This window comes from Streptomyces sp. NPDC058534, from assembly GCF_042717365.1.
Taxonomy (GTDB): Bacteria; Actinomycetota; Actinomycetes; order Streptomycetales; family Streptomycetaceae; genus Streptomyces.
Genome location: NZ_JBHXNW010000019.1, coordinates 66,116 through 84,774, shown reverse-complemented (window position 1 = coordinate 84,774; position 18,659 = coordinate 66,116). Strand labels below are relative to the sequence as shown.

Sequence of the window (18,659 nt, the reverse complement as noted above, 5' to 3'; positions counted from 1 at the left end):
TGCCGGGGCCGTGCCGGGGCCGTGCCGGGCCGGCCGCGCGGGGGCCTGCGCGGGCGCCGCGCAACCAGGTCGCATGTCGGCTACACGTACCGCTACCGTGCCGTCCATGACCACCACCGACGACGCCTCCGAAGCCTCCGCCGCCCACCCCCGTTTCGCCGAGGCCCTGCGCGGACTCGGCCTCGGCGACCTGGCCGCACAGGCTCGGCGCTTCCCCGAGGCCACGCGTACCGCCACCGAGGCCGCCGCCGCGATCGGGTGCGAGCTGAGCCAGATCTGCAAGTCCCTCATCTTCGCCGCCGACGGCGTGCCCGTCCTGGTCCTCATGGACGGCGCCTCCCGCGTCGACCTGGAGCGCGTCCGGGAGGAACTCGGCGCGGAGAAGGTCACGCGGGCCAAGGCCGACGTCGTACGGGAGACGACCGGATACGCGATCGGCGGCGTCCCGCCCTTCGGACACCGCAACCCGACCCGCGTCCTCGCCGACCGTTCGCTCCTCGCCCACGAGGTCGTCTGGGCCGCCGCCGGCACCCCCTACGCGGTGTTCCCGATGGCGCCCAAGGACCTCGTCGCCACCGCCGGTGCCACCCTCGTGGACGTGCGCGAGCACTCCGCGTGACCCCTCGGGTCACCGGCGCCGTCCTGCTCGCCGCCGTCACGCACGCCATCCCATCAGCAGTCATGGCCTTCCGGCCGACCAGCAGGGGCACGGTCTGACCCCAGAGCTCGAACGGCTCCGGGCGTGATAGTGCTCACCTGCCGGCGGCCACCCGTCGAGTCTCACTCACGACCCGACGAGTCCCATTAGGGCGAAGTCCTTTGATGTGACGTGAAGAACTCCCAGATGAGATCGGTGGCGTTGACACCTGCCTCCGAGTCGCCCATCGTCGGGTCGTTGCTGCCTGGCCATTTGTGCCCCATGTCCGGAAGCCGGTACGTAAGGAACTTCGACCTGTCGCGGCATTTCGCCGAGGTGCGCGTGATCTCCCCCTCGACCTTCTCGGGCCGCCCGGCCTTGCACCCCAGACGCTCCGACCACAACGTGATGCCCTGCTCGAAGTCGTCGTGGTACCCGTCGAGACCGCCGACGAAGGTTGCCACCGACACCGGGGTTTTCGGCATGTACGTGGGATTCTCCGCGGGCGCGCCGATGTATCCGCCGCTGACCGGGGCGATCGCGGCCAGCGTGCCTGGTAGCTCGACGGCGAGTTTGAAGGACATGTCCGCGCCGTTGGATATGCCGGTGGCGTAGATTCGCCGAGGGTTGGCATTCCATGTGTCGACGAGACGGTCCGTCATCGCGCCGATGAAGCCGACGTCGTCCTCGTCACCGCAGCAGATGAGGGCGTTGTACCCCTGGTTCATGCCGTTCGGATAGGCGACGAGGAAACGTTCCTTGTCGGCCTTGGCGTTGAAGCCGGTCAACTGGGCGGCGTATGTGGCGTCGGCCGGGTAGGGGTGCATGACGACGACCAGGGGCAGTTGCTCGCTCGGTGTGTAGCCGGGCGGTGCGTGGACCGTGTAGTGGCGCTGCTTGCCCTTCCAGGTCAGGCCGGCCTTCTGGTCGCCGGGGCGTGGCGTCTCTGTTGCCGGTGGCGTTGCCGAGGGCTTCTGGGGATTCTCGTTTCGAGCGCCGCCGTCGTCCGTGTTCGTGCTGCAGCCGGCCAGAGGGAACAGCAAGGCCAGGGCGGCGATCCGCAACAGGCGTATCCGCATGGGGGCATGGTGGCAGCGGCGTGTTGGGTGGTCCAGAGGAAGGGGCGGTTCCGCCCACGAGCTATGGCCCACCAGACGGCCCGAAGGGGGTGCAGGTCGCCGCGAGGGCACTCGGTCGGGCGGTGGGGGCTGGTGGCGTCACTTCGGGCTCCCTGAAGTTCAGCGTTGAACCACTTCACGGTTCCGCTGGCCACGCCTCGATCTCCCACAAGGAGCGGTTCGGCGCGCCCCGGATCGCGGCGGCGGGCCTCCTCGTCGTCGGGATCGGGCTGATGCTGCACACGGGATGGACCGCACGCGGAACAGGCCGCACCGCATAGTGCGTACGGCGCCCGCGAGGCGCACCCTGGAAGCAGATGTTCCGGAGGTGATCCTCATGATGCACACCGCAGTGGGATGGCACGTCGAGATGGAGTTCATGGAGGACGACCAGCACACTCGGGCGGTCGCGATGGTGCGGCTCCCCGACGGCACCGAGGTCCGCGGGCACGGTCACGCCAGCCGGCACCGGATCGACTCCCAGCAGCCACGGGTCGGTGAGGAGGTCGCGGGGGCCCGCGCGTTGAACGAGCTGGCGATGCAGCTGCTCACCAAGGCGCACGACGAGATCGACATGGCGTCGGGGAGGACGTCACACCCCATCCACGTCTGAGCCGGTCCGCCGCAGCGACTCCCGTACCGCGCGCACCAGCGCCTGCGCCCGCGGGTCCGCCGTCACGGTCTTGCGGAAGCCGTTGGTGACGTAGCCGAAGGCGACGCCGGCCTCCGGGTCGGCGAAGCCGAGGGCGCCGCCGCGGCCCGGGTGGCCGAAGGAGCCGGGGGACAGCAACGGCGAGGCGCTGCCGTGCAGCATGTAGCCGAGGCCGAAGCGGGTGCCCACGACCAGCACCCGGTCCGGCCCGGCGGACTCCTCGGCGCGGGCCCGCTCCATGGTCGCCGGGTCGAACAGCCGCACGCGCCGGGTCACCCTGTCGACGTCGCCGATCAGCGCGGCGTAGAAGCGGGCCAGCCCGTCGGCGGTCGCGATGCCGTTGGTCGCCGGCAGGGCGGCCGCGCGGAAGGCCGGGTCGTTCTGGTCGGGGAACGGCGTGATCGCGGCGAAGGCGCGGCGGGTGAGGGAGCCGGGGTCCGCGTATGCCTCGGTGACGGCGCGCTTGGGGCGCAGCCGCGGGCCGTTCCCCGACGGCTCGGACTCCGCGAGCCGCCCGACGAGCCCCGCCCGGCCCGCCGCCTCCTCCGCGGCCGGCAGCCCCAGCCACAGGTCCAGGCCCAGCGGCCGGGCGATCTCGTCCGCGATCCACGCCCCGGCGCTCCGCCCGCCCGTCACCCGGCGGACCAGCTCGTCCAGCAGCCAGCCGTACGTCAGCGCGTGGTAGCCGTGGTCGGTGCCCGGCTCCCAGACGGGTGCCTGGGCGGCGACGGCCTCGGGGCCCCGCAGCGGGTCGAGGGCCTCCTCGGGGGTGAGCGGACGGTCCAGCACCGGCAGCCCGGCCCGGTGGTTCAGCACGTGCCGGACCAGCACCCGCTCCTTGCCGTGCGCCTTGAACTCCGGCCAGTACTCGCCCACCGGCGCGTCCAGGTCCAGCTCCCCGCGCTGGTGCAGCAGCAGCGGTACGGCGGCGGCGACGCCCTTCGTCGCCGAGCGCACGACCTGGGCGGTGCCCCGGCGCCACGGTTCGGTGCCGTCAGTGCCGCCTGTGCCCTCTGCGCCATCGACGTCCCTGGTGCCGCCCCACAGGTCGACGACCTTGCGCCCGTCCCGGTAGACGGCGACCGCCGCGCCCCGGTCCCCGAGCACGGCGAAGTTCCGTACGAACGCGTCCCTGACCGGCTCGAAGCCCTCGGCCACTGTGCCGTGCACGTCCACGCCTGCTCTCCTTCGGCTCGCCTGCGACAGTGGTTGCAACGCCTGCCTTTCGCCTGCGATTCCTGTGTGGGGCTGGTCGAGCACGATCGTTACGTCGACGTTGCCGCGGGTGGCGTTCGAGTACGACCTTCGCGGCGACGGTGGAGCCGGTCAGGTCGTAGCCCGCCGCGATACAGGGGCCGCGCAAGTGCGTCGCGCGGGTATCCACTGCGTGGCGGGGGCGGCGGTTGTCCCGCCGTCCCCGCCAGGGAGGTGTGCCGCGTGATCGGGCTCGCTCGCCATGCCCTTAGCGGTTGCCCCCACGGTTGCGATCCCGGTCGCGATCCCGGTCGCGATCTCCGCGGTTCTGCTGGTCGCGGTCGGTCTGGCCGGGCTGGGTGGTCTGGGGCGGCCTGTTGGTGCAGGCAGTGCGGTCCAGGGCTTCCGCCTTGCCGGCCGCGTAGCCGGCGAAGTACTCCGCGTTCCTGGGACCTTCCTCGTCATCCTGCGCGTCGGTCACCGTGCGGCCCGTGCGGCAGCTGGCCAGACCGTCCGCCAACCCGTCCCTGCGCCCCTCGGCCCGTACGTCACTGGGGGTGGTGGGGGGCGTGACTGGTCCGTCCGGAGGGGGAGGCGGGGTCTGTCCCAGACCGGGGCAGGTGGCGACCTTCCCGGAGGACAGGCCCTCCAGGACGTAGCTCCGAGCCGTCAAACTGATGCCGAAGACGCCGACCACACCGCCGGGGGTGGGCGGGGGCCCGACGGTGGCGGCGGTGGCGATTGGGGTCGAGATCACTTGGCCATCCGCAGAGACTCGAACAGATTCGCCGGGGTCGAATCCGCTGGCCCGAATCTGACCGAAGGGGTTGGGGGGCGCCGTGGAGACCGCGTTGCATACCTGGCTGGGCGCGATCGACGGCGAGGCCTCCGCCGCCTGGGCCGAGCCGCTCGGGTACAGCATGAACGAGGCGCCGAGCGGCACGGCGAGCAGTGCGAGGTAGTGCTTGGGACGCATGAGTTGCTCCTTTCGCTGCAACCACCCAAGCGTCACCTTCCGGGCGTGACGCGGGCGTGACGGCCGCGTGTCCTGGGCGCCAGGTGGCCAGGTTTCCGGCGGGCGGAAGGTCAACGGGCGCGGTCCGCCGCCTCCGCCCGTTCCGCGAGCCGCCACAGCTCCTCGCGCAGCCGCGCGAGCTACCCCCTCGCCCAGCCCCGTCGCCGAGAGCAGCGCGCCCGGCACCCGCGCCGCCCGCTTGCGCGGTTCCTCCCCGTGCCCGGTGACCGCGACGAGCACCGACCACTCGTCCCGGGCCGACCGGTCACGCCGCGACAGACCGGCCGCCTCCGCTTCAGCGGCGGGGAGACGGTGCCGTAGTCGAGCCGCAGGGCGGCGGCCAGGTCCTTGACCGTCGTCTCGCCGCGCTCCCACACCACCAGCACCTGGTCGTCGAGCAGCAGCGTGCCCTCGGCCGGGCGGCTGGTCTCCTCGTTCGTCACGCGCCCATTCTCACCGACCGCGGGTCGAAGCCGAAGGGCAGTTCCAGGCGGTGGGCGCGCATCAGGTCGTCGTCGGAGAGCAGGCCGACGGTCGGGCCGTCGGCTGCGATCACACCGTCGCTGAGGATCAGGGCGCGGGGGCACAGCTCCAGGGCGTAGGGGAGGTCGTGGGTGACCATCAGGACGGTGACGTCGAGGGAGCGCAGGATGTCGGCGAGTTCGCGGCGGGAGGCCGGGTCGAGGTTGGAGGAGGGTTCGTCCAGGACCAGGATCTCCGGCTCCATGGCGAGCACGGTCGCCACCGCCACCCGGCGCCGCTGGCCGAAGGAGAGGTGGTGCGGGGGCCGGTCCTTGAACTCCGCCATGCCGACCAGGGTGAGCGCCCGGTCCACGCAACGCTCCAGCTCCGCCCCCTTCAGCCCGGCCACCGCCGGTCCGAACGCCACGTCCTCGCGCACGGTCGGCATGAAGAGCTGGTCGTCGGGGTCCTGGAAGACGATGCCGACACGGCGCCGGATCTCCGCCATGTTCCGCTTGTCCACGGGCATCCCGGCGACCGTGACCGTGCCGGTGCCGCCGGTCAGGATGCCGTTGAGGTGGAGGACGAGCGTCGTCTTGCCCGCGCCGTTCGGGCCGAGCAGCGCGACCCGCTCGCCGCGGGCGACGGAGAAGTCCACGCCGAAGAGGGCCTGATGCCCGTCGGGGTAGGCGAAGGCGAGGCCGGACACTTCCAGCGAGGGTGTCATCGAAACGCCTACTTCCCAGCTTGCGGATGAGTATGTGCCAACGGCCGGTGCATGTGAGAGCCCCCTTGCGACCCAAGGGGGGAGGATTCAAAGGGTCCATCCCAGCAAACACACGACGAGAGCCGCGCCCGGGAGCAGGAAAGCGTACGACCACTGCGCCCGGGACGCGGTCACCTCGTCGATCACCGGCATCGAACCCGCGTACCCGCGGCTGACCATGGCCAGGTGGACGCGCTCGCCGCGCTCGTAGGAGCGGATGAAGAGGGCTCCGGCGGACTTGGCGACCACGCCCCAGTGCCTCAGGCCCTTCGCCTCGAAGCCGCGCGACTCCCGCGCGATCCGCATGCGTCGCATCTCGTCCGCGATCACGTCCCCGTACCGGATCATGAAGGACGCGATCTGCACCAGCAGCGGCGGCAGCTTCAGGCGCTGGAGGCCGAGCAGCAGTGCGCGCAGTTCGGTGGTGGAGGCGAGAAGGACGGAGGTGGCGACGCCCAGGGTGCCCTTGGCCAGTACGTTCCAGGCGCCCCACAGGCCGTTCACGCTCAGCGACATGCCGAGCACCTCCACCCGCTCGCCCTCCGCCACGAACGGCATCAGCACCGCGAACGCGACGAACGGCACCTCGATCAGCAGCCGCCCCAGCAGGAAGCCGGCCGGGACGCGGGCCGCGTACGCCACCGTCGCGAGCAGGAGCGCGTAGAGACCGAAGGCCCACATCGCCTCGCGCGGCGTCGACACCACGACGACCACGAAGGCGAAGGTCGCGGCGAGCTTGGTGTGCGGCGGCAGACCGTGCACGGGGGAGTGCCCGGGCCGGTAGAGCCGGTGGGCGTGGCCCGCGCCCATGTCAGACGCTCGTGTCCGTCGTGTTCGTGGGCGAGGTGTCATCCGTACGCCGCCTGCGCACCGCCCAGAACACCGCGCTGCCCGCGACGACGGTCACGCCGACGCCGATCACGCCCGCGAGGCCGCCGGAGAGGCGGGCGTTGGTGATGTCCTCGACGCCGTAGTCGGCGAGCGGGGAGTCGGCGCTCGCGTGCTCCTCGGTCTTCTTGTCGATGCCCTTGTCCGAGGCGACCTTCTCCAGGCCGTCGGGGTTGGCGGAGGCGTAGAAGCTGACGAATCCGGCGAGGACCAGGGAAGTGACCAGGCCGGTGACCCACACCTTGCGGTGGGAGCGGGCGGGGGCGGGTGCCGGGGCCGGTTCGGCGGCGGGCGCGTCGACGAGTTCGCCGTTCACGCGCAGCTGGAGCTTCCGCGTCAGCCCCCGGGCGCCGTACACCAGGTCCGGCCGTACGGCGATGACGGCGCCGACGGTCAGCGCGGTGATCGTGGCCTCGCCGATGCCGATCAGCACGTGCACGCCGATCATCGCGGTGGCGACCTTGCCGATGGCGACGTCGGTGGTGCCGCCGATCCAGTACAGGAGCGTGAAGGCGAGGGCGGCGGCCGGTACGGAGACGAGGGCGGCGACGAAGGAGGCGACGGTGACCGACCGGCGCGTGCGCGGCAGGACCTTCACCAGGCCCCGGAAGAGGGCGTAGGCGACGACCACCGTGACGATCGCCATGGCGGTGATGTTCACGCCGAGCGCGGTCAGGCCGCCGTCCGCGAAGAGGACGCCCTGCATGAGCAGCACGACGGAGACGCACAGGACCCCTGTGCAGGGGCCCACGAGTATCGCGGCGAGGGCACCGCCGAGGAGATGCCCGCTGGTACCCGCGGCGACGGGGAAGTTCAGCATCTGCACCGCGAAGATGAACGCCGCGACCAGCCCCGCCAGGGGCGCCGTCCGCTCGTCCAGTTCACGGCGCGCGCCGCGCAGGCTGACCGCGATGGCGCCCGCGGCGACCACTCCCGTCACGGCGGAGGTCGGGGCGTTGATGAATCCGTCAGGTACATGCACGGTTCGATGATAGGGGGCTGTTGCAAGGCCCTCGCAACAGCGAGGTGCTTGCGTATCTCACCTGTGATATCCGGCCCGCCGGGCGCGCACCGGGAAATGTGCGACATTGGAGTGGGGGCGGACGCACAGGTTCTTGACAGGTGGCGCAGGGTAAGGGGCCGTCATGTCCATGGTCGAACAGTACGCGCGAGCCCACATCCTGACCGACGCGGATCTTCCCGACGGTGACGACGGCGGGGCCGTATCCGTCGTGCTGCGGTACGACCCCGGGGACGATCCGCCGTCGGTGCGGGTCCGCGTACCCGCCCGCGCGCCCGGCGCCGCCGCCCCCGCCCGTGAGTGGACGTTCTCCCGGGCCCTGCTGGAGCAGGGCCTGCGGGCGCCCACGGGGACCGGCGAGGTGCGGGTGTGGCCGTGCGGACGGGTGCAGGCCGTCGTGGAGTTCCACTCCCCGCAGGGCTGCTCGGTGGTTCAGTTCGAGACGAGGACGCTCATCCGGTTCCTGCGCCGCACCTACATCGCCGCCGCACAGCCGGTGGCCCACTGAGCCACCGGCCGCGCGAGGGGAACGCGCCGGTCAGCCGCCCGCCTTGAGCAGCGCCGCGACGATCGGTCCCGCGGTCTCGCTGCCGTGGCCGCCCTGCTGGACCACGCCCGCCGCCGCCAGGTCGCCCCGGTACGCGGTGAACCAGCCGTTGGGCTTCTTCTGGCCGTCGACCTCCGCCGAGCCGGTCTTCGCGCCGACGTCACCGCTCACCCCGGCCATCGCCTCCGCCGCGGTGCCGGACGCCGCCGTGTAGGACATCAGCTCGCGCAACTGCGCCAGCGTGCCCGCCGACATGGTGCGGGAGGCCGTGGCGAGCGCCCGCCCGTCGACCGACGGGGCGACCAGGTAGGGCTGGTGGAAGCTGCCCGACTTCACGGTCGCCGAGACCGACGCCATGTTCAGCGGGTTCATCCGCACCCCGCCCTGACCGATCAGGGAGGCGCCCATCTGGGCGTCGCTCTGCACCGGGACCGAGCCGTCGAAGGTGGACACGCCGACGGACCAGTTGTTCATCGACAGGCCGAACACCTCCTTCGCCTGGCGGGTCAGGTCGTCGTCCTTCAGCTTCGGGGCCTGGCTGATGAAGGCGGTGTTGCAGGAGCGGGCGAAGCTCGCCTTGAACGTGCCGTCCTTGATCTCGAACTTGTCGTCGTTCTGGAACTTCCAGCCGCCGTAGCTGAAGTACTTCGGGCACGGGTGCTTCTCGTCCATCGACGCCAGGTTCTTCTCGATCAGCATCGAGGCCGTGATGACCTTCATCGTGGAGCCGGGGGCGAGGGAGCCCTGGAAGGCGGTGTTGAAGCCGTGGCCGCCGTTGGCGAGCGCGAGGACCTCGCCGGTGGAGGCGCGCAGCAGGACCACCGACGCCCGCTCCTTGCCGTCCACCTGCTTCTCGGCGGCGGCCTGGAGGGCGGGGTCCAGGGTGGTCTTGAGGGTGCCCGGGGTGCCCTTGCTCAGCTCCAGCAGGGTCTTGTCGGCGGCCTTCGCCGCCTTCGACTCCTTGCCGCGGACCACGCGGAGTTCGATGCCGGGGGTGCCGCCGGCCTTCTCGCCGTACTTCTCGCGCAGGCCGTTCAGGACGGTGCCGAGCGAGGGATACTTCGCGGCGGTGATCTCGGCGCCGTCCCGGTCCAGTGCCTTCACCGGCGGGTCCCCGGCCTCACCGGTGACCAGCTTGTCGCCGTCCTTCAGCTCCGGGTGGACGACGGCGGCGTGCCAGTCGACGCGGGGTTCGCCGTCGCCGGCCCGGCGCACGACGGTCAGCGCGCTGTCGTACGCCAGTGGCGCGGTGGTCTTCCCGTGGGCGACCGTGGCCTTCACGGAGAACGGGACCTTGCCGCCGGCCGGGGTGCCCGCGGTGAGGGTGACGTCCTTGATCCGGGCGTCCTTGGCGTAGCCGGTGAGCAGGGCCTTCGCGGCCGCCGCGTCGTCGGTCGCGGCGGCGGCACCGGCCGTGTCGCCCTTCCGCCACGCGGTCAGGAACCCCTGTGCCGTCGAGGTGACCTCGGCCGCCGTCAGGGGGCCCGACTTCACCTTGTCCTCGGCCGCCGTGGACTTCGTCCTGGCGTCGTCCTCGGTGCCGGACTCCCCGCCGAACATCGCGTAGGCGCCGAATCCGGCACCGGCCACGACCACCGCGGCCACCCCGCCGATCACGGCCGGTGTCGTCCTGCGCCGCTCGCCGGCGCCCCTTCTGCTGCTCACTGCGTCCCGTCCTCTTCGGCGCCCGGATCCCGGGCCGCTCGGTGCCCTCGTTGCCTCATGCTTCCAACGACCCGACCACAGTAGGGGCATGCGTGGTGGCCGGTCCGGCTCAGCCCCCCGCCCGTAGCACGTCCGCGACAATCGGGCCGGCCGCGTCGCCGCCGTGGCCGCCCTCCTCGGTCATCGCCGCCGCCGCGACATCGTTGCGGAAACCGGTGAACCAACTGTTCGAGGTGGTCTGCCCGTCGACCTCGGCCGACCCGGTCTTGGCGCCGATGTCGCCGCCGAGACCGGCCATGGCCTGCTGGCCGGTGCCCTGGGTGGCGGTGAGCCGCATCATCTGCTTGAGCTGGGCGGCGGTGCCCTCCGGCAGGCCCTTGGCGGTGGCGAACTCGCGGTCGTCCAGGTCGCGGGAGACCAGGTAGGGCTGGCGGAACTCGCCGGTCATGGCGGTCGCCGTCACCGAGGCCATGTTCAGCGGGTTCATCTGGACCTCGCCCTGCCCGATGGCGTTGGCCGCGCGGTCCGGGCCGCCGGAGGCGGGGACTCTGCCGTCGAAGGAGACGACGCCGGTCTGCCAGTCGTCCCCGCCGAGCCCGAAGCGCTCCTGGGCCTCCTGGGTCAGTGAGGAGTCCGAGAGCGGGTCCTCGTCGACGAGCTTGATGAAGCCCGTGTTGCAGGACCGCGTGAAGGTGTTGGCGAGGGTGGCGCCCTCGTCGGCCTTCATGCCGGTGAGGTTCTTGAAGGTCTGGCTCTGCCAGGTCGCCGTGTCCGGGCAGGGTGCAGGGCCGTTCATCGAGGTCACACCGTTGTCGATGAGCATCGCGGCGGTGATGATCTTCATGGTGGAGCCGGGGGCGACCCGTCCCTGGAAGGCCGCGTTGAAGCCGTCCGCGCGGTTGTTCGCCACGGCCAGTACCTCGCCGGTGCTCGGCTCGACCGCCACCACCGAGGACTCGCCGTACCGCTGCACCGCCTTCTCGGCCGCCGCCTGCACGCTCGCGCTGAGCGTCGTCTCCAGCTTGCCGGGCTCGCCCTCGGCCAGGGTCAGCAGCGGTGTGTCGGGGGCGCCTTCGGCGGTGTGCCGGACCACCAGCTCGACGCCGGGGGTGCCGCCCGCCTTGTCGCCGTACCTCTCCCGGAGCGTGGCGAGGACGGGGCCGAGCGAGGGGTACTTCTCCTTCGTCAGTACGGCGCCGTCACGGCCGACGGCCTGGATCTGCGCGGTCGCCGACTCCTCGGTGACCAGGGTGTCGCCGTCCTTCAGCTCGGGATGGACGACGGACGGCTGCCAGTCGACCAGCGCGCGCCCGGAGGTCTCACCGCGCACCACCGTCAGCCGGCTCCTGTACGTCAGCGGCTTGGACGCGCCCTCGTACGACACCTCCGCCTTCACGGTGAACGGCACGGACGAGCCGGTCGCGGTGCCGGGCGTGATCTCGACGCCGGTGATGTGCGCGTCCTCGCCGTAGGCCGTCAGCAGCGTCCCGGCGACCGCGGCGTTGTTCGTGTACGACGCCGCCGCCGTCGCGTCCCCCTTCTCCCAGGCCGCGAAGAACTTCTCCGCCGTCTCCCCGACCTCGTCGCCGCTCGGCGGCCCGCTCTTCCTGGTCGTCGCCCCGGCGGCCCCCGAGCCCCCACCGCCGTCCAGTGCCGACACGACGTTGTAGGCGCCGTACCCGGCCCCGCCCACCATCACGGCGAACACGCCGCCTATGACAGCGACCTTCACCCCCTTGCCCATTGGGCCATCCCCTCCCCATGGGGCCTCCCGCCACGTCTTGTGAACGTGTTCAGAAAAGCCGATCGTGGGGCTCACTCTAAGCGCACGGAACGACACGCGGCACGGACGTACCCATTTGTTGGCCGAACGGAGATCAGTCGTCTGAACCGGACTGCGGACAGAACGGGGCGTCCGTGTCAGACCAGGCGGTCGTGGACTGCCTGTCGCCGCGGTGACCCGTTGGCACTGCGTGTCCGTCGTACGCCGGCGACGAGTTGGTGCAGACGCTTCGTAGGGCACAGTCCCAGCTCGTCGCCGAGGCGCTGCGCGTACCGTTCGAAATGGTGCACGGCCTTGGACGCATTGCCCTCGGCCAGGTAGGCCCGGATGAGAGAGGCCTGGCTGCTCTCTCGCAGAGGATCTGCCTGAACGGCCACTTGGGCAGCCGATACCGCTCCGGCGAACTCCTTGGTGTCGATGAAGGCGTTCGTCAGCGCCTCAAGAGCGTGCAGGCGCAATTGGCGCCAGTTCTCACCCTCCTGGAGTGCCCATTCGTCGTACCAGCCGGGCAACAGGTCCGCGGAGAGTTCGTCGACGGTCGACGCCGTCACGTGAAGAGCCTCCGCCGGGACGTGGGGGGTGAGAAGCCGCTGAGCCAATGACCGCGCGCGGTACAGGTCCACGGTGACGTTCCGCGCGAGCCGGACCTCGGTGGGGGACACATCCAGCGCCTTCCTGCCCGTGCTGCCGAGCCGTGACAACGCCGCCCGCAGGTTCGTGTACGCACAGTGCTCGGGGACCTCGGGCCAGAAGTTTCCGGCGATCAGGCTCCGTGGGGCGGAAGTGCGGAAATTAAGCGCTACGAATGCGAGAAGCCGTTTCGAGCCCACCGGGGCCGCCACTGGAGCATCGTTGACCGTGAGGTCAAAACCGCCGAGGAGGCTGATGTGTACGGAGGGCCCGGTCCTCATGGTCAGGGTCGAGGAATCGAGATCACGTGCCGTCATAGCTGCCTTTACGCTTAGGCGGGTCGGCCATGGCTGCTCGTCCGCCGACCGCGCTGTCGTCGCCCAGAGGCTTGCGTTCTACTGCCCTACGGACCCATCCTGCTGTGACTGTCCACGCTTGTCGAATTGTGCATGCTTGTTGAAAATCGGATCTCGTCTGCGGCCGAGCATGCGCCGTCGAAGGATATCTCAGCTCTGGAATATCCGCTATCTCGGTTTTCGCGTATCAAATTCCGGTGTGGGGTGAACTGAAAAGGTGCTATTTTAGCCGACGAGAATTCGCCGCCTCTGGTGGTCGGAACTCCAAGGCGAATTCGCACCGCTCCGGCTAGACCCAGGTGTCGAGCCACATCCGCGCCCGCCAGTCGTCCATCGGGATCGCCGTGCCGGTGTACAGGGGCCAGAAGTAGATGAAGTTCCAGGCGATCAGCAGCACCAGTACGCCCGCCCCGGTCGCGCCCGCGACGCGGCGGGCGTCGCCGCAGCCCGGGCGGCCGATGATCGCCCCCAGCAGCATCGCCACCGCCAGGCACAGGAAGGGCAGGAAGACGACGGCGTAGAAGAGGAAGATCGTGCGCTCCTGGTAGAGGAACCAGGGCAGATAGCCGGCCGCGATGCCGCAGGCGACGGCGCCCGCGCGCCAGTCGCGGCGGAAGGCCCAGCGCCACAGGACGTACAGCAGCGCGAAGCAGCCCACCCACCACAGCAGCGGCGTGCCGAGCGCCAGGACCTCGCGGGCGCACTTCTCGCCCGCGTCGACCGGGCAGCCGTCGGAGCCGGGGGACGGCGACTCGTAGAAGTAGGAGACCGGGCGGCCGAGGACCAGCCAGCTCCAGGGGTTCGACTGGTAGGTGTGCGGCGAGGTGAGGTGGGTGTGGAAGTCGAGGACCTGCGTCTCGTAGTGCCACAGGCTGCGCCACCAGTCCGGGAAGAGCCACGACCAGGAGCTGTCCTTGCCGTCGGTCGCCGCCCAGTCGCGGTAGTAGCCGCCGGAGCCGTCGGCGGGGGAGAGGATCCAGCCCAGCCAGGACAGCACGTACGTGGCGAGCGCGACCGGCACCGTCGACAGGAACGCCCAGCCCAGGTCGTACTTCAGCACCGCCAGATGCGGCCGGTGGGCGCCCGCGACCCGACGGGTGCCGACGTCCCACAGCACCGCCATCACACAGAAGGCGGCCATGATGTACAGGCCGTTCCACTTGGTGGCCGCGGCCAGACCCAGCATCAGCCCCGCCGCCAGCCGCCACGGCCGCCACCCGAAGCGGAACGTCTCGGCGATGCCCGCGTCCGGCCGGACCAGGCCGTCCTCGTCCACCGGCAGCGCGGCGGCGAGCTTCCCGCGGGCCCGGTCGCGGTCGACGACCAGGCAGCCGAAGGCCGCCAGCACGAAGAACATCAGCACGCTGTCCAGCAGCGCGGTGCGGCTCATCACGAAGTGCAGCCCGTCCACCGCCATCAGCGCGCCCGCCAGGCACCCGAGGAAGGTCGAGCGGAACAGCCGCCGTCCGATGCGGCACAGCAGCAGCACCGACAGCGTGCCGAGCAGCGCCGTCATGAAACGCCAGCCGAACGGGTCGAAGCCGAACAGCACCTCGCCCAGGCCGATGATGTACTTGCCGACCGGCGGATGCACGACGTACGCCGCGTCCGCCGGGATCGGGACGTCGCCGCCCGAGTTCAGGATCAGGTCGTTGGCGTTCTTGTCCCAGTTGACCTCGAAGCCGCGGTGGATCAGCGCCCACGCGTCCTTGGCGTAGTACGTCTCGTCGAATATCACCGCCTTCGGGCTGCCCAGGTTCCAGAACCGCAGCACGCCCGCGAAGAGCGCCACCAGCAGCGGCCCGCCCCACGCCGACCAGCGCAGGATCCGGCCGGTGAGCGGCTTCGACAGGCCGAGGAAGGCCCACAGCCGCGGACCGGGGCCGGTGTACGGCGGCACCAGCCGGTCGCCGACGTCGCCGGCCGCGGGCCCCGCCGGGTAGCCGAAGCGGCGCAGCCGCTGCTGCCAGACGGGCCGCTCGTCGTGCGGTGCCTGGTCCTGCCGGGTGTCCGTGGAGGACGCGGTACTGGTCACCGCGCCATCGTAGGGAACCGCGCTGTGCGCGTCCCGCGCATGGCCCCCACCGGCCCGATGCGTCCCGCGGAAGGAAGCCCGTCCGCCCCTGGGAGGATGGAGGCGTGACTGGAACCCTTGTACTGGCGGGCACCCCCATCGGCGACGTCCGGGACGCCCCGCCGCGGCTCGCCGAGGAACTGGCCGGCGCCGACGTGGTCGCCGCCGAGGACACCCGGCGGCTGCGCCGGCTCACCCAGGCGCTCGGCGTCACCCCGCGCGGACGCGTCGTGTCGTACTTCGAGGGCAACGAGTCCGCCCGCACCCCCGAGCTGGTCGAGGAGCTGGCGGGCGGCGCGCGCGTGCTGCTGGTGACCGATGCCGGGATGCCGTCGGTGTCCGACCCCGGCTACCGGCTGGTCGCCGCCGCCGTCGAGCGGGACGTCCGGGTCACCGCCGTGCCCGGCCCGTCCGCCGTGCTCACCGCGCTCGCGCTGTCCGGGCTGCCGGTCGACCGGTTCTGCTTCGAGGGCTTCCTGCCCCGCAAGGCGGGCGAGCGACTGACCCGGCTGCGTGAGGTGGCGGAGGAGCGCCGGACCCTCGTCTACTTCGAGGCGCCGCACCGCCTGGACGACACCCTCGCCGCCATGGCCGAGGCCTTCGGAACCGACCGGCGGGCCGCCGTGTGCCGCGAGCTGACCAAGACCTACGAGGAGGTCAGACGCGGCGGGCTGGGCGAGCTGGCCGCGTGGGCCGCCGAGGGCGTGCGCGGCGAGATCACCGTCGTCGTCGAGGGCGCCCCGGACCGGGGGCCCGAGGAACTGGACGCCGAGGAGCTGGTGCGCCGGGTGCGGGTGCGCGAGGAGGCGGGGGAGCGGCGCAAGGAGGCGATCGCCGCGGTGGCCGCCCAGGTGGGCGTGCCCAAGCGGGAGGTGTTCGACGCGGTGGTGGCGGCGAAGAACGCGGGGGCGTGATCCGGCCGCGCTTGACCCGTTCCTGACCTTGCGGGCCGTTCCGCCAAGGGCAGCCCAAATCGGCTCAAACACTCGGCACTGCCTGGTGCTTTCCGGCTGGTGGAGGAGTCCACTGGAGGAAGGAACGGCGAACGAACCGAAGGAGCCGGGATGAGCATGAGTGAGAGCGCGGCACGGACCGGAATACCCTCCGGGGCCACCGCCGTCGTCCACGAGTCGTACTCCTTCGCCTGCATGCGCTGCGGGCACGGCTGGGAGCAGTCCTTCGAGATCGAGCACCACAAGGACGCCGGCGGCAACGAGTACGTGCGCTACGTCGCGGACGGCCGCGTCGTGCCCTCCCCGCTGACCCGGCCGACCTGCGTCAACTGCGACAACCACGTCGTACGGATCATGCGTCCCGGGCGGGTCGCCTCGGTGCGCGGCACCGGGCACGGCCTGCACCGGGTGCCGGCCGCCGGCCCCCTGGAGGTGCCGCCGGTGCCCAAGGCGCCGGGACCGGGAGCGGCGGGGCTCGCCGCCGAACGCCGGCACTGGCACCTGAGCGACCTGCTGCACGCTCTCCACCTCCACCGCAGGGCGAGCTGACGCCCTCGGGGAGCCGGCGGGGGCTTTCGTAGGATCGGGGCATGTCTTCGAACGCCTCGGGCCGCTCCGACAAGAACGACACGCCCCCGCTCCCCGAGCCCCTCCGGGTGCCGGTCGCCGACTCGCACACCCACCTCGACATGCAGTCCGGCACGGTGGAGGAGGCGCTCGCCAAGGCCGCGTCGGCCGGCGTCACGACGGTCGTGCAGGTCGGCTGCGACCTGGCCGGCTCCCGCTGGGCGGCCGAGACCGCGGCGGCGCACGACGCCGTGCACGCCACCGTCGCCCTGCACCCCAACGAGGCACCGCGCATCGTCCACGGCGACCCCGACGGCTGGTCGAGGCAGGGGGCGCGGCAGCCGGGAGGGGACGCGGCGCTCGACGACGCCCTCGCGGAGATCGACCGGCTGGCCGCGCTGCCGCAGGTCAAGGGCGTCGGGGAGACCGGCCTGGACTACTTCCGCACCGGCCCCGAGGGCAAGGAGGCGCAGGAGCGGTCCTTCCGCGCCCACATCGAGATCGCCAAGCGGCACGGCAAGACCCTCGTCATCCACGACCGCGACGCCCACGCCGACGTCCTGCGCGTCCTCAAGGAGGAGGGCGCCCCCGAGCGCACCGTCTTCCACTGCTACTCCGGCGACGCCGAGATGGCCGGGATCTGCGCCCGAGCCGGGTACTACATGTCCTTCGCCGGCAACATCACCTTCAAGAACGCCCAGAACCTGCGCGACGCCCTCGCGGTCGTCCCCCTGGAGCTGGTCCTGGTGGAGACCGACGCGCCGTTCCTGACCCCGATGCCCTACCGGGGGCGCCCGAACGCCCCCTACCTGGTGCCGGTCACGGTGCGGGCGATGGCCGGGGTGCGGGGCGTCGACGAGGACACCCTGGCTACCGCCCTGGCGGCGAACACGGGCCGCGCCTTCGGCTACTGACCAGCGGCGCGCCACGCTGTGTAGTCGCGTCGCTTTGGAGAGTGACGACCGCTCCGCTAGGTTCTGGGGGCCCGATCCGGACCCCTGGAGCGTGTCGGCGTGAGCAGAACGCAGTTCGAGACAACCGAGGTGTCCGAGGGACCCGAGTACCTCGCACCGTACGACGTGCACAGCGCGCCGACCCTGCCCTACGGCGCCGTCCTCCCGTCGGCCCGCACGCCGGGCGACGGGCGGGCCGAGCGCCGGCGCCGGGCGCGGGAGGCCGGACGCGCGGACGGCTCCCTGCGCCGGCTGCTGCCCCGCGCGCTGGTCGTGGCCTTCCTCGCGGGCGGCACCACCGCCTTCGTCGCCAAGGACAAGGCGGTCGAGCTGACCGTCGACGGAACGCCGCGCACGCTGCACACCTTCGCCGACGACGTGACCGAGCTGCTCGCGCAGGAGGGCGTCGAGGTGGGCGCCCACGACGTGATCGTGCCGGCCCCCGGCACCCCGCTGACCAGCGGCGAGGACATCGCCGTCCGCTACGGGCGGCCCGTCCTGCTCACCCTCGACGGCCATCGCCGCCAGGTGTGGACGACCGCGGAGACGGTGGACGGGGCGCTGCGGCAGCTCGGCGTCCGGGCGGAGGGCGCCTACCTGTCCACCGAGGGCTCCCGGCGCATCGGCCGCGAGGGCCTCGCCCTGACCGTGCGGACCGAGCGGGTGGTGACCGTCATGGCGGACGGCCGGGCCCGCACCGTCCGCACCAACGCCGCGACCGTGCGCGAGGCGGTCGAGGCGGCCGGGGTCACCCTGCGCGGCGAGGACACCACCTCCGTCCCCGCGACCGGCTTCCCCCGCGACGGCCAGACCCTCACCGTGCTGCGGATCACCGGCTCCCAGGAGGTCCGCGAGGACCCGGTCCCCTTCGACGTACGACGGGCGGAGGACTCCTCGCTCTACCGGGGCACGGAGGTCGTCCAGCAGGCCGGACAGCCCGGACTGCGCCGCACCACCTACGCCCTGCGCACCGTCAACGGCGTCCGGCAGAAGCCCCGCCGGCTCAGCACCGAGCTGGTGCGCGAACCCCGCGCGCAGATCACCCTGGTCGGCACCCGCCCCCGCCCCACGTCCGTGCGGGGCGCCGACCACCTGAACTGGCAGGGCCTCGCCGCCTGCGAGTCGGGCGGCCGCCCGGACGCCGTCGACCCCTCGGGCACGTACGGGGGCCTCTACCAGTTCGACACCCACACCTGGCAGAGCGTCGGCGGCGAGGGCCGCCCGCAGGACGCGACCGCCGCGGAGCAGACGTACCGGGCGAAGCAGCTGTACGTCCGCACCGGCGCCGGTTCCTGGCCGCACTGCGGGGCCCGGCTGGGGGGCTGACGGGCACGTCCCCCGGCCCCGCCGCACGACCCCGGCGGGGCCGCCCTCGACC

Annotated in this window: 17 protein-coding genes and 1 pseudogene; 7 read left to right on the top strand and 11 right to left on the bottom strand. The window is 71.9% G+C overall.

The genetic code is table 11. The features are described 5' to 3' along the window. The first annotated feature begins 106 nt into the window (after positions 1–106). The gene (locus ACFWR9_RS14615; RefSeq protein ID WP_383840899.1) at positions 107–619 is read left to right on the top strand and encodes a YbaK/EbsC family protein; all 513 of its coding nucleotides are present in this window, start codon (positions 107–109) and stop codon (positions 617–619) included. Positions 620–804: 185 nt separating this feature from the next. Here ACFWR9_RS14615 and ACFWR9_RS14610 read toward each other — a convergent pair whose 3' ends face one another. Next, complete coding sequence (locus ACFWR9_RS14610) at positions 805–1,701, bottom strand: alpha/beta hydrolase family esterase (RefSeq protein WP_383840896.1); 897 nt, start codon at positions 1,699–1,701, stop codon at positions 805–807. Between the two features lie 391 nt (positions 1,702–2,092). Here ACFWR9_RS14610 and ACFWR9_RS14605 point away from each other — a divergent pair, with 391 nt between their 5' ends. Further along, positions 2,093–2,368, top strand: coding sequence for a DUF1876 domain-containing protein (locus ACFWR9_RS14605; RefSeq protein ID WP_383840893.1), 276 nt, complete (start codon positions 2,093–2,095; stop codon positions 2,366–2,368). Here the strand turns inward: ACFWR9_RS14605 and ACFWR9_RS14600 are convergent. The 6 genes and pseudogenes from ACFWR9_RS14600 to ACFWR9_RS14575 form a co-directional block, all read right to left on the bottom strand. Then, entirely contained in the window at positions 2,348–3,583 is a 1,236-nt protein-coding gene (locus tag ACFWR9_RS14600; RefSeq protein ID WP_383840890.1) for a serine hydrolase domain-containing protein, read from the bottom strand. The two genes, ACFWR9_RS14605 and ACFWR9_RS14600, sit on opposite strands and share 21 nt — an antisense overlap. Before the next feature lie 286 nt (positions 3,584–3,869). After that, positions 3,870–4,577, bottom strand: a complete 708-nt coding sequence (locus ACFWR9_RS14595; protein WP_383840887.1) for a hypothetical protein — start codon at positions 4,575–4,577, stop codon at positions 3,870–3,872. A gap of 110 nt (positions 4,578–4,687) precedes the next feature. Next, a pseudogene (locus tag ACFWR9_RS14590) lies at positions 4,688–5,059 on the bottom strand (MarR family transcriptional regulator). Beyond that, complete coding sequence (locus ACFWR9_RS14585) at positions 5,056–5,805, bottom strand: energy-coupling factor ABC transporter ATP-binding protein (RefSeq protein WP_383840884.1); 750 nt, start codon at positions 5,803–5,805, stop codon at positions 5,056–5,058. Before ACFWR9_RS14585 ends, ACFWR9_RS14590 begins: the two are co-directional and overlap by 4 nt. 87 nt (positions 5,806–5,892) lie before the next feature. After that, positions 5,893–6,654 carry a cobalt ECF transporter T component CbiQ gene (cbiQ, locus tag ACFWR9_RS14580; protein ID WP_383840881.1) on the bottom strand — a complete coding sequence of 254 codons (762 nt, stop codon included), beginning with the start codon at positions 6,652–6,654 and terminating at the stop codon, positions 5,893–5,895. 1 nt (position 6,655) lies between these two features. After that, positions 6,656–7,714: an energy-coupling factor ABC transporter permease gene (locus ACFWR9_RS14575; protein WP_383840878.1), complete on the bottom strand. Its 1,059-nt coding sequence runs from the start codon at positions 7,712–7,714 to the stop codon at positions 6,656–6,658. A gap of 163 nt (positions 7,715–7,877) precedes the next feature. Between ACFWR9_RS14575 and ACFWR9_RS14570 the strand changes: the two genes are divergently transcribed. Beyond that, on the top strand, positions 7,878–8,261 hold the full coding sequence (locus tag ACFWR9_RS14570) for an SsgA family sporulation/cell division regulator (RefSeq protein WP_383840875.1): 384 nt from the start codon (positions 7,878–7,880) through the stop codon (positions 8,259–8,261). Between the two features lie 30 nt (positions 8,262–8,291). On the opposite strand, the gene ACFWR9_RS14565 is transcribed toward ACFWR9_RS14570, so the two are convergent. The 4 genes from ACFWR9_RS14565 to ACFWR9_RS14550 form a co-directional block, all read right to left on the bottom strand. After that, entirely contained in the window at positions 8,292–9,965 is a 1,674-nt protein-coding gene (locus ACFWR9_RS14565; RefSeq protein ID WP_383840872.1) for a penicillin-binding transpeptidase domain-containing protein, read from the bottom strand. A 109-nt stretch (positions 9,966–10,074) separates the two neighbouring features. Next, positions 10,075–11,709, bottom strand: a complete 1,635-nt coding sequence (locus ACFWR9_RS14560) for a penicillin-binding transpeptidase domain-containing protein (protein ID WP_383840869.1) — start codon at positions 11,707–11,709, stop codon at positions 10,075–10,077. Between the two features lie 176 nt (positions 11,710–11,885). After that, positions 11,886–12,695, bottom strand: coding sequence for a BTAD domain-containing putative transcriptional regulator (locus ACFWR9_RS14555; protein WP_383840866.1), 810 nt, complete (start codon positions 12,693–12,695; stop codon positions 11,886–11,888). Positions 12,696–13,023: 328 nt separating this feature from the next. After that, positions 13,024–14,769: a dolichyl-phosphate-mannose--protein mannosyltransferase gene (locus ACFWR9_RS14550; protein WP_383840864.1), complete on the bottom strand. Its 1,746-nt coding sequence runs from the start codon at positions 14,767–14,769 to the stop codon at positions 13,024–13,026. 104 nt (positions 14,770–14,873) lie between these two features. Here ACFWR9_RS14550 and rsmI point away from each other — a divergent pair, with 104 nt between their 5' ends. The 4 genes from rsmI to ACFWR9_RS14530 all read left to right on the top strand — a co-directional run bounded on the left by rsmI (position 14,874) and on the right by ACFWR9_RS14530 (position 18,607). Continuing rightward, positions 14,874–15,722 carry a 16S rRNA (cytidine(1402)-2'-O)-methyltransferase gene (rsmI, locus tag ACFWR9_RS14545; protein ID WP_383840861.1) on the top strand — a complete coding sequence of 283 codons (849 nt, stop codon included), beginning with the start codon at positions 14,874–14,876 and terminating at the stop codon, positions 15,720–15,722. A 156-nt stretch (positions 15,723–15,878) separates the two neighbouring features. Then, entirely contained in the window at positions 15,879–16,310 is a 432-nt protein-coding gene (locus ACFWR9_RS14540; protein ID WP_383840976.1) for a hypothetical protein, read from the top strand. A gap of 41 nt (positions 16,311–16,351) precedes the next feature. Next, positions 16,352–17,242: a TatD family hydrolase gene (locus ACFWR9_RS14535; protein ID WP_383840858.1), complete on the top strand. Its 891-nt coding sequence runs from the start codon at positions 16,352–16,354 to the stop codon at positions 17,240–17,242. 99 nt (positions 17,243–17,341) lie between these two features. Then, a complete protein-coding gene (locus ACFWR9_RS14530; RefSeq protein ID WP_383840855.1) occupies positions 17,342–18,607 on the top strand; it encodes a ubiquitin-like domain-containing protein in 1,266 nt (421 codons plus the stop codon). The last annotated feature ends 52 nt before the right edge of the window (positions 18,608–18,659 follow it).

Excerpts from the sequence above, each read along its gene's own strand:
- ACFWR9_RS14615 (WP_383840899.1), top strand. The coding sequence starts at position 107 with ATGACCACCACCGACGACGCCTCCGAAGCCTCCGCCGCCCACCCCCGT.
- ACFWR9_RS14605 (WP_383840893.1), top strand. The coding sequence starts at position 2,093 with ATGATGCACACCGCAGTGGGATGGCACGTCGAGATGGAGTTCATGGAG.
- ACFWR9_RS14595 (WP_383840887.1), bottom strand. The coding sequence starts at position 4,577 with ATGCGTCCCAAGCACTACCTCGCACTGCTCGCCGTGCCGCTCGGCGCC.
- ACFWR9_RS14585 (WP_383840884.1), bottom strand. The coding sequence starts at position 5,805 with ATGACACCCTCGCTGGAAGTGTCCGGCCTCGCCTTCGCCTACCCCGAC.
- cbiQ (WP_383840881.1), bottom strand. The coding sequence starts at position 6,654 with ATGGGCGCGGGCCACGCCCACCGGCTCTACCGGCCCGGGCACTCCCCC.
- ACFWR9_RS14570 (WP_383840875.1), top strand. The coding sequence starts at position 7,878 with ATGTCCATGGTCGAACAGTACGCGCGAGCCCACATCCTGACCGACGCG.
- ACFWR9_RS14560 (WP_383840869.1), bottom strand. The coding sequence starts at position 11,709 with ATGGGCAAGGGGGTGAAGGTCGCTGTCATAGGCGGCGTGTTCGCCGTG.
- ACFWR9_RS14555 (WP_383840866.1), bottom strand. The coding sequence starts at position 12,695 with ATGACGGCACGTGATCTCGATTCCTCGACCCTGACCATGAGGACCGGG.
- ACFWR9_RS14540 (WP_383840976.1), top strand. The coding sequence starts at position 15,879 with ATGAGTGAGAGCGCGGCACGGACCGGAATACCCTCCGGGGCCACCGCC.
- ACFWR9_RS14535 (WP_383840858.1), top strand. The coding sequence starts at position 16,352 with ATGTCTTCGAACGCCTCGGGCCGCTCCGACAAGAACGACACGCCCCCG.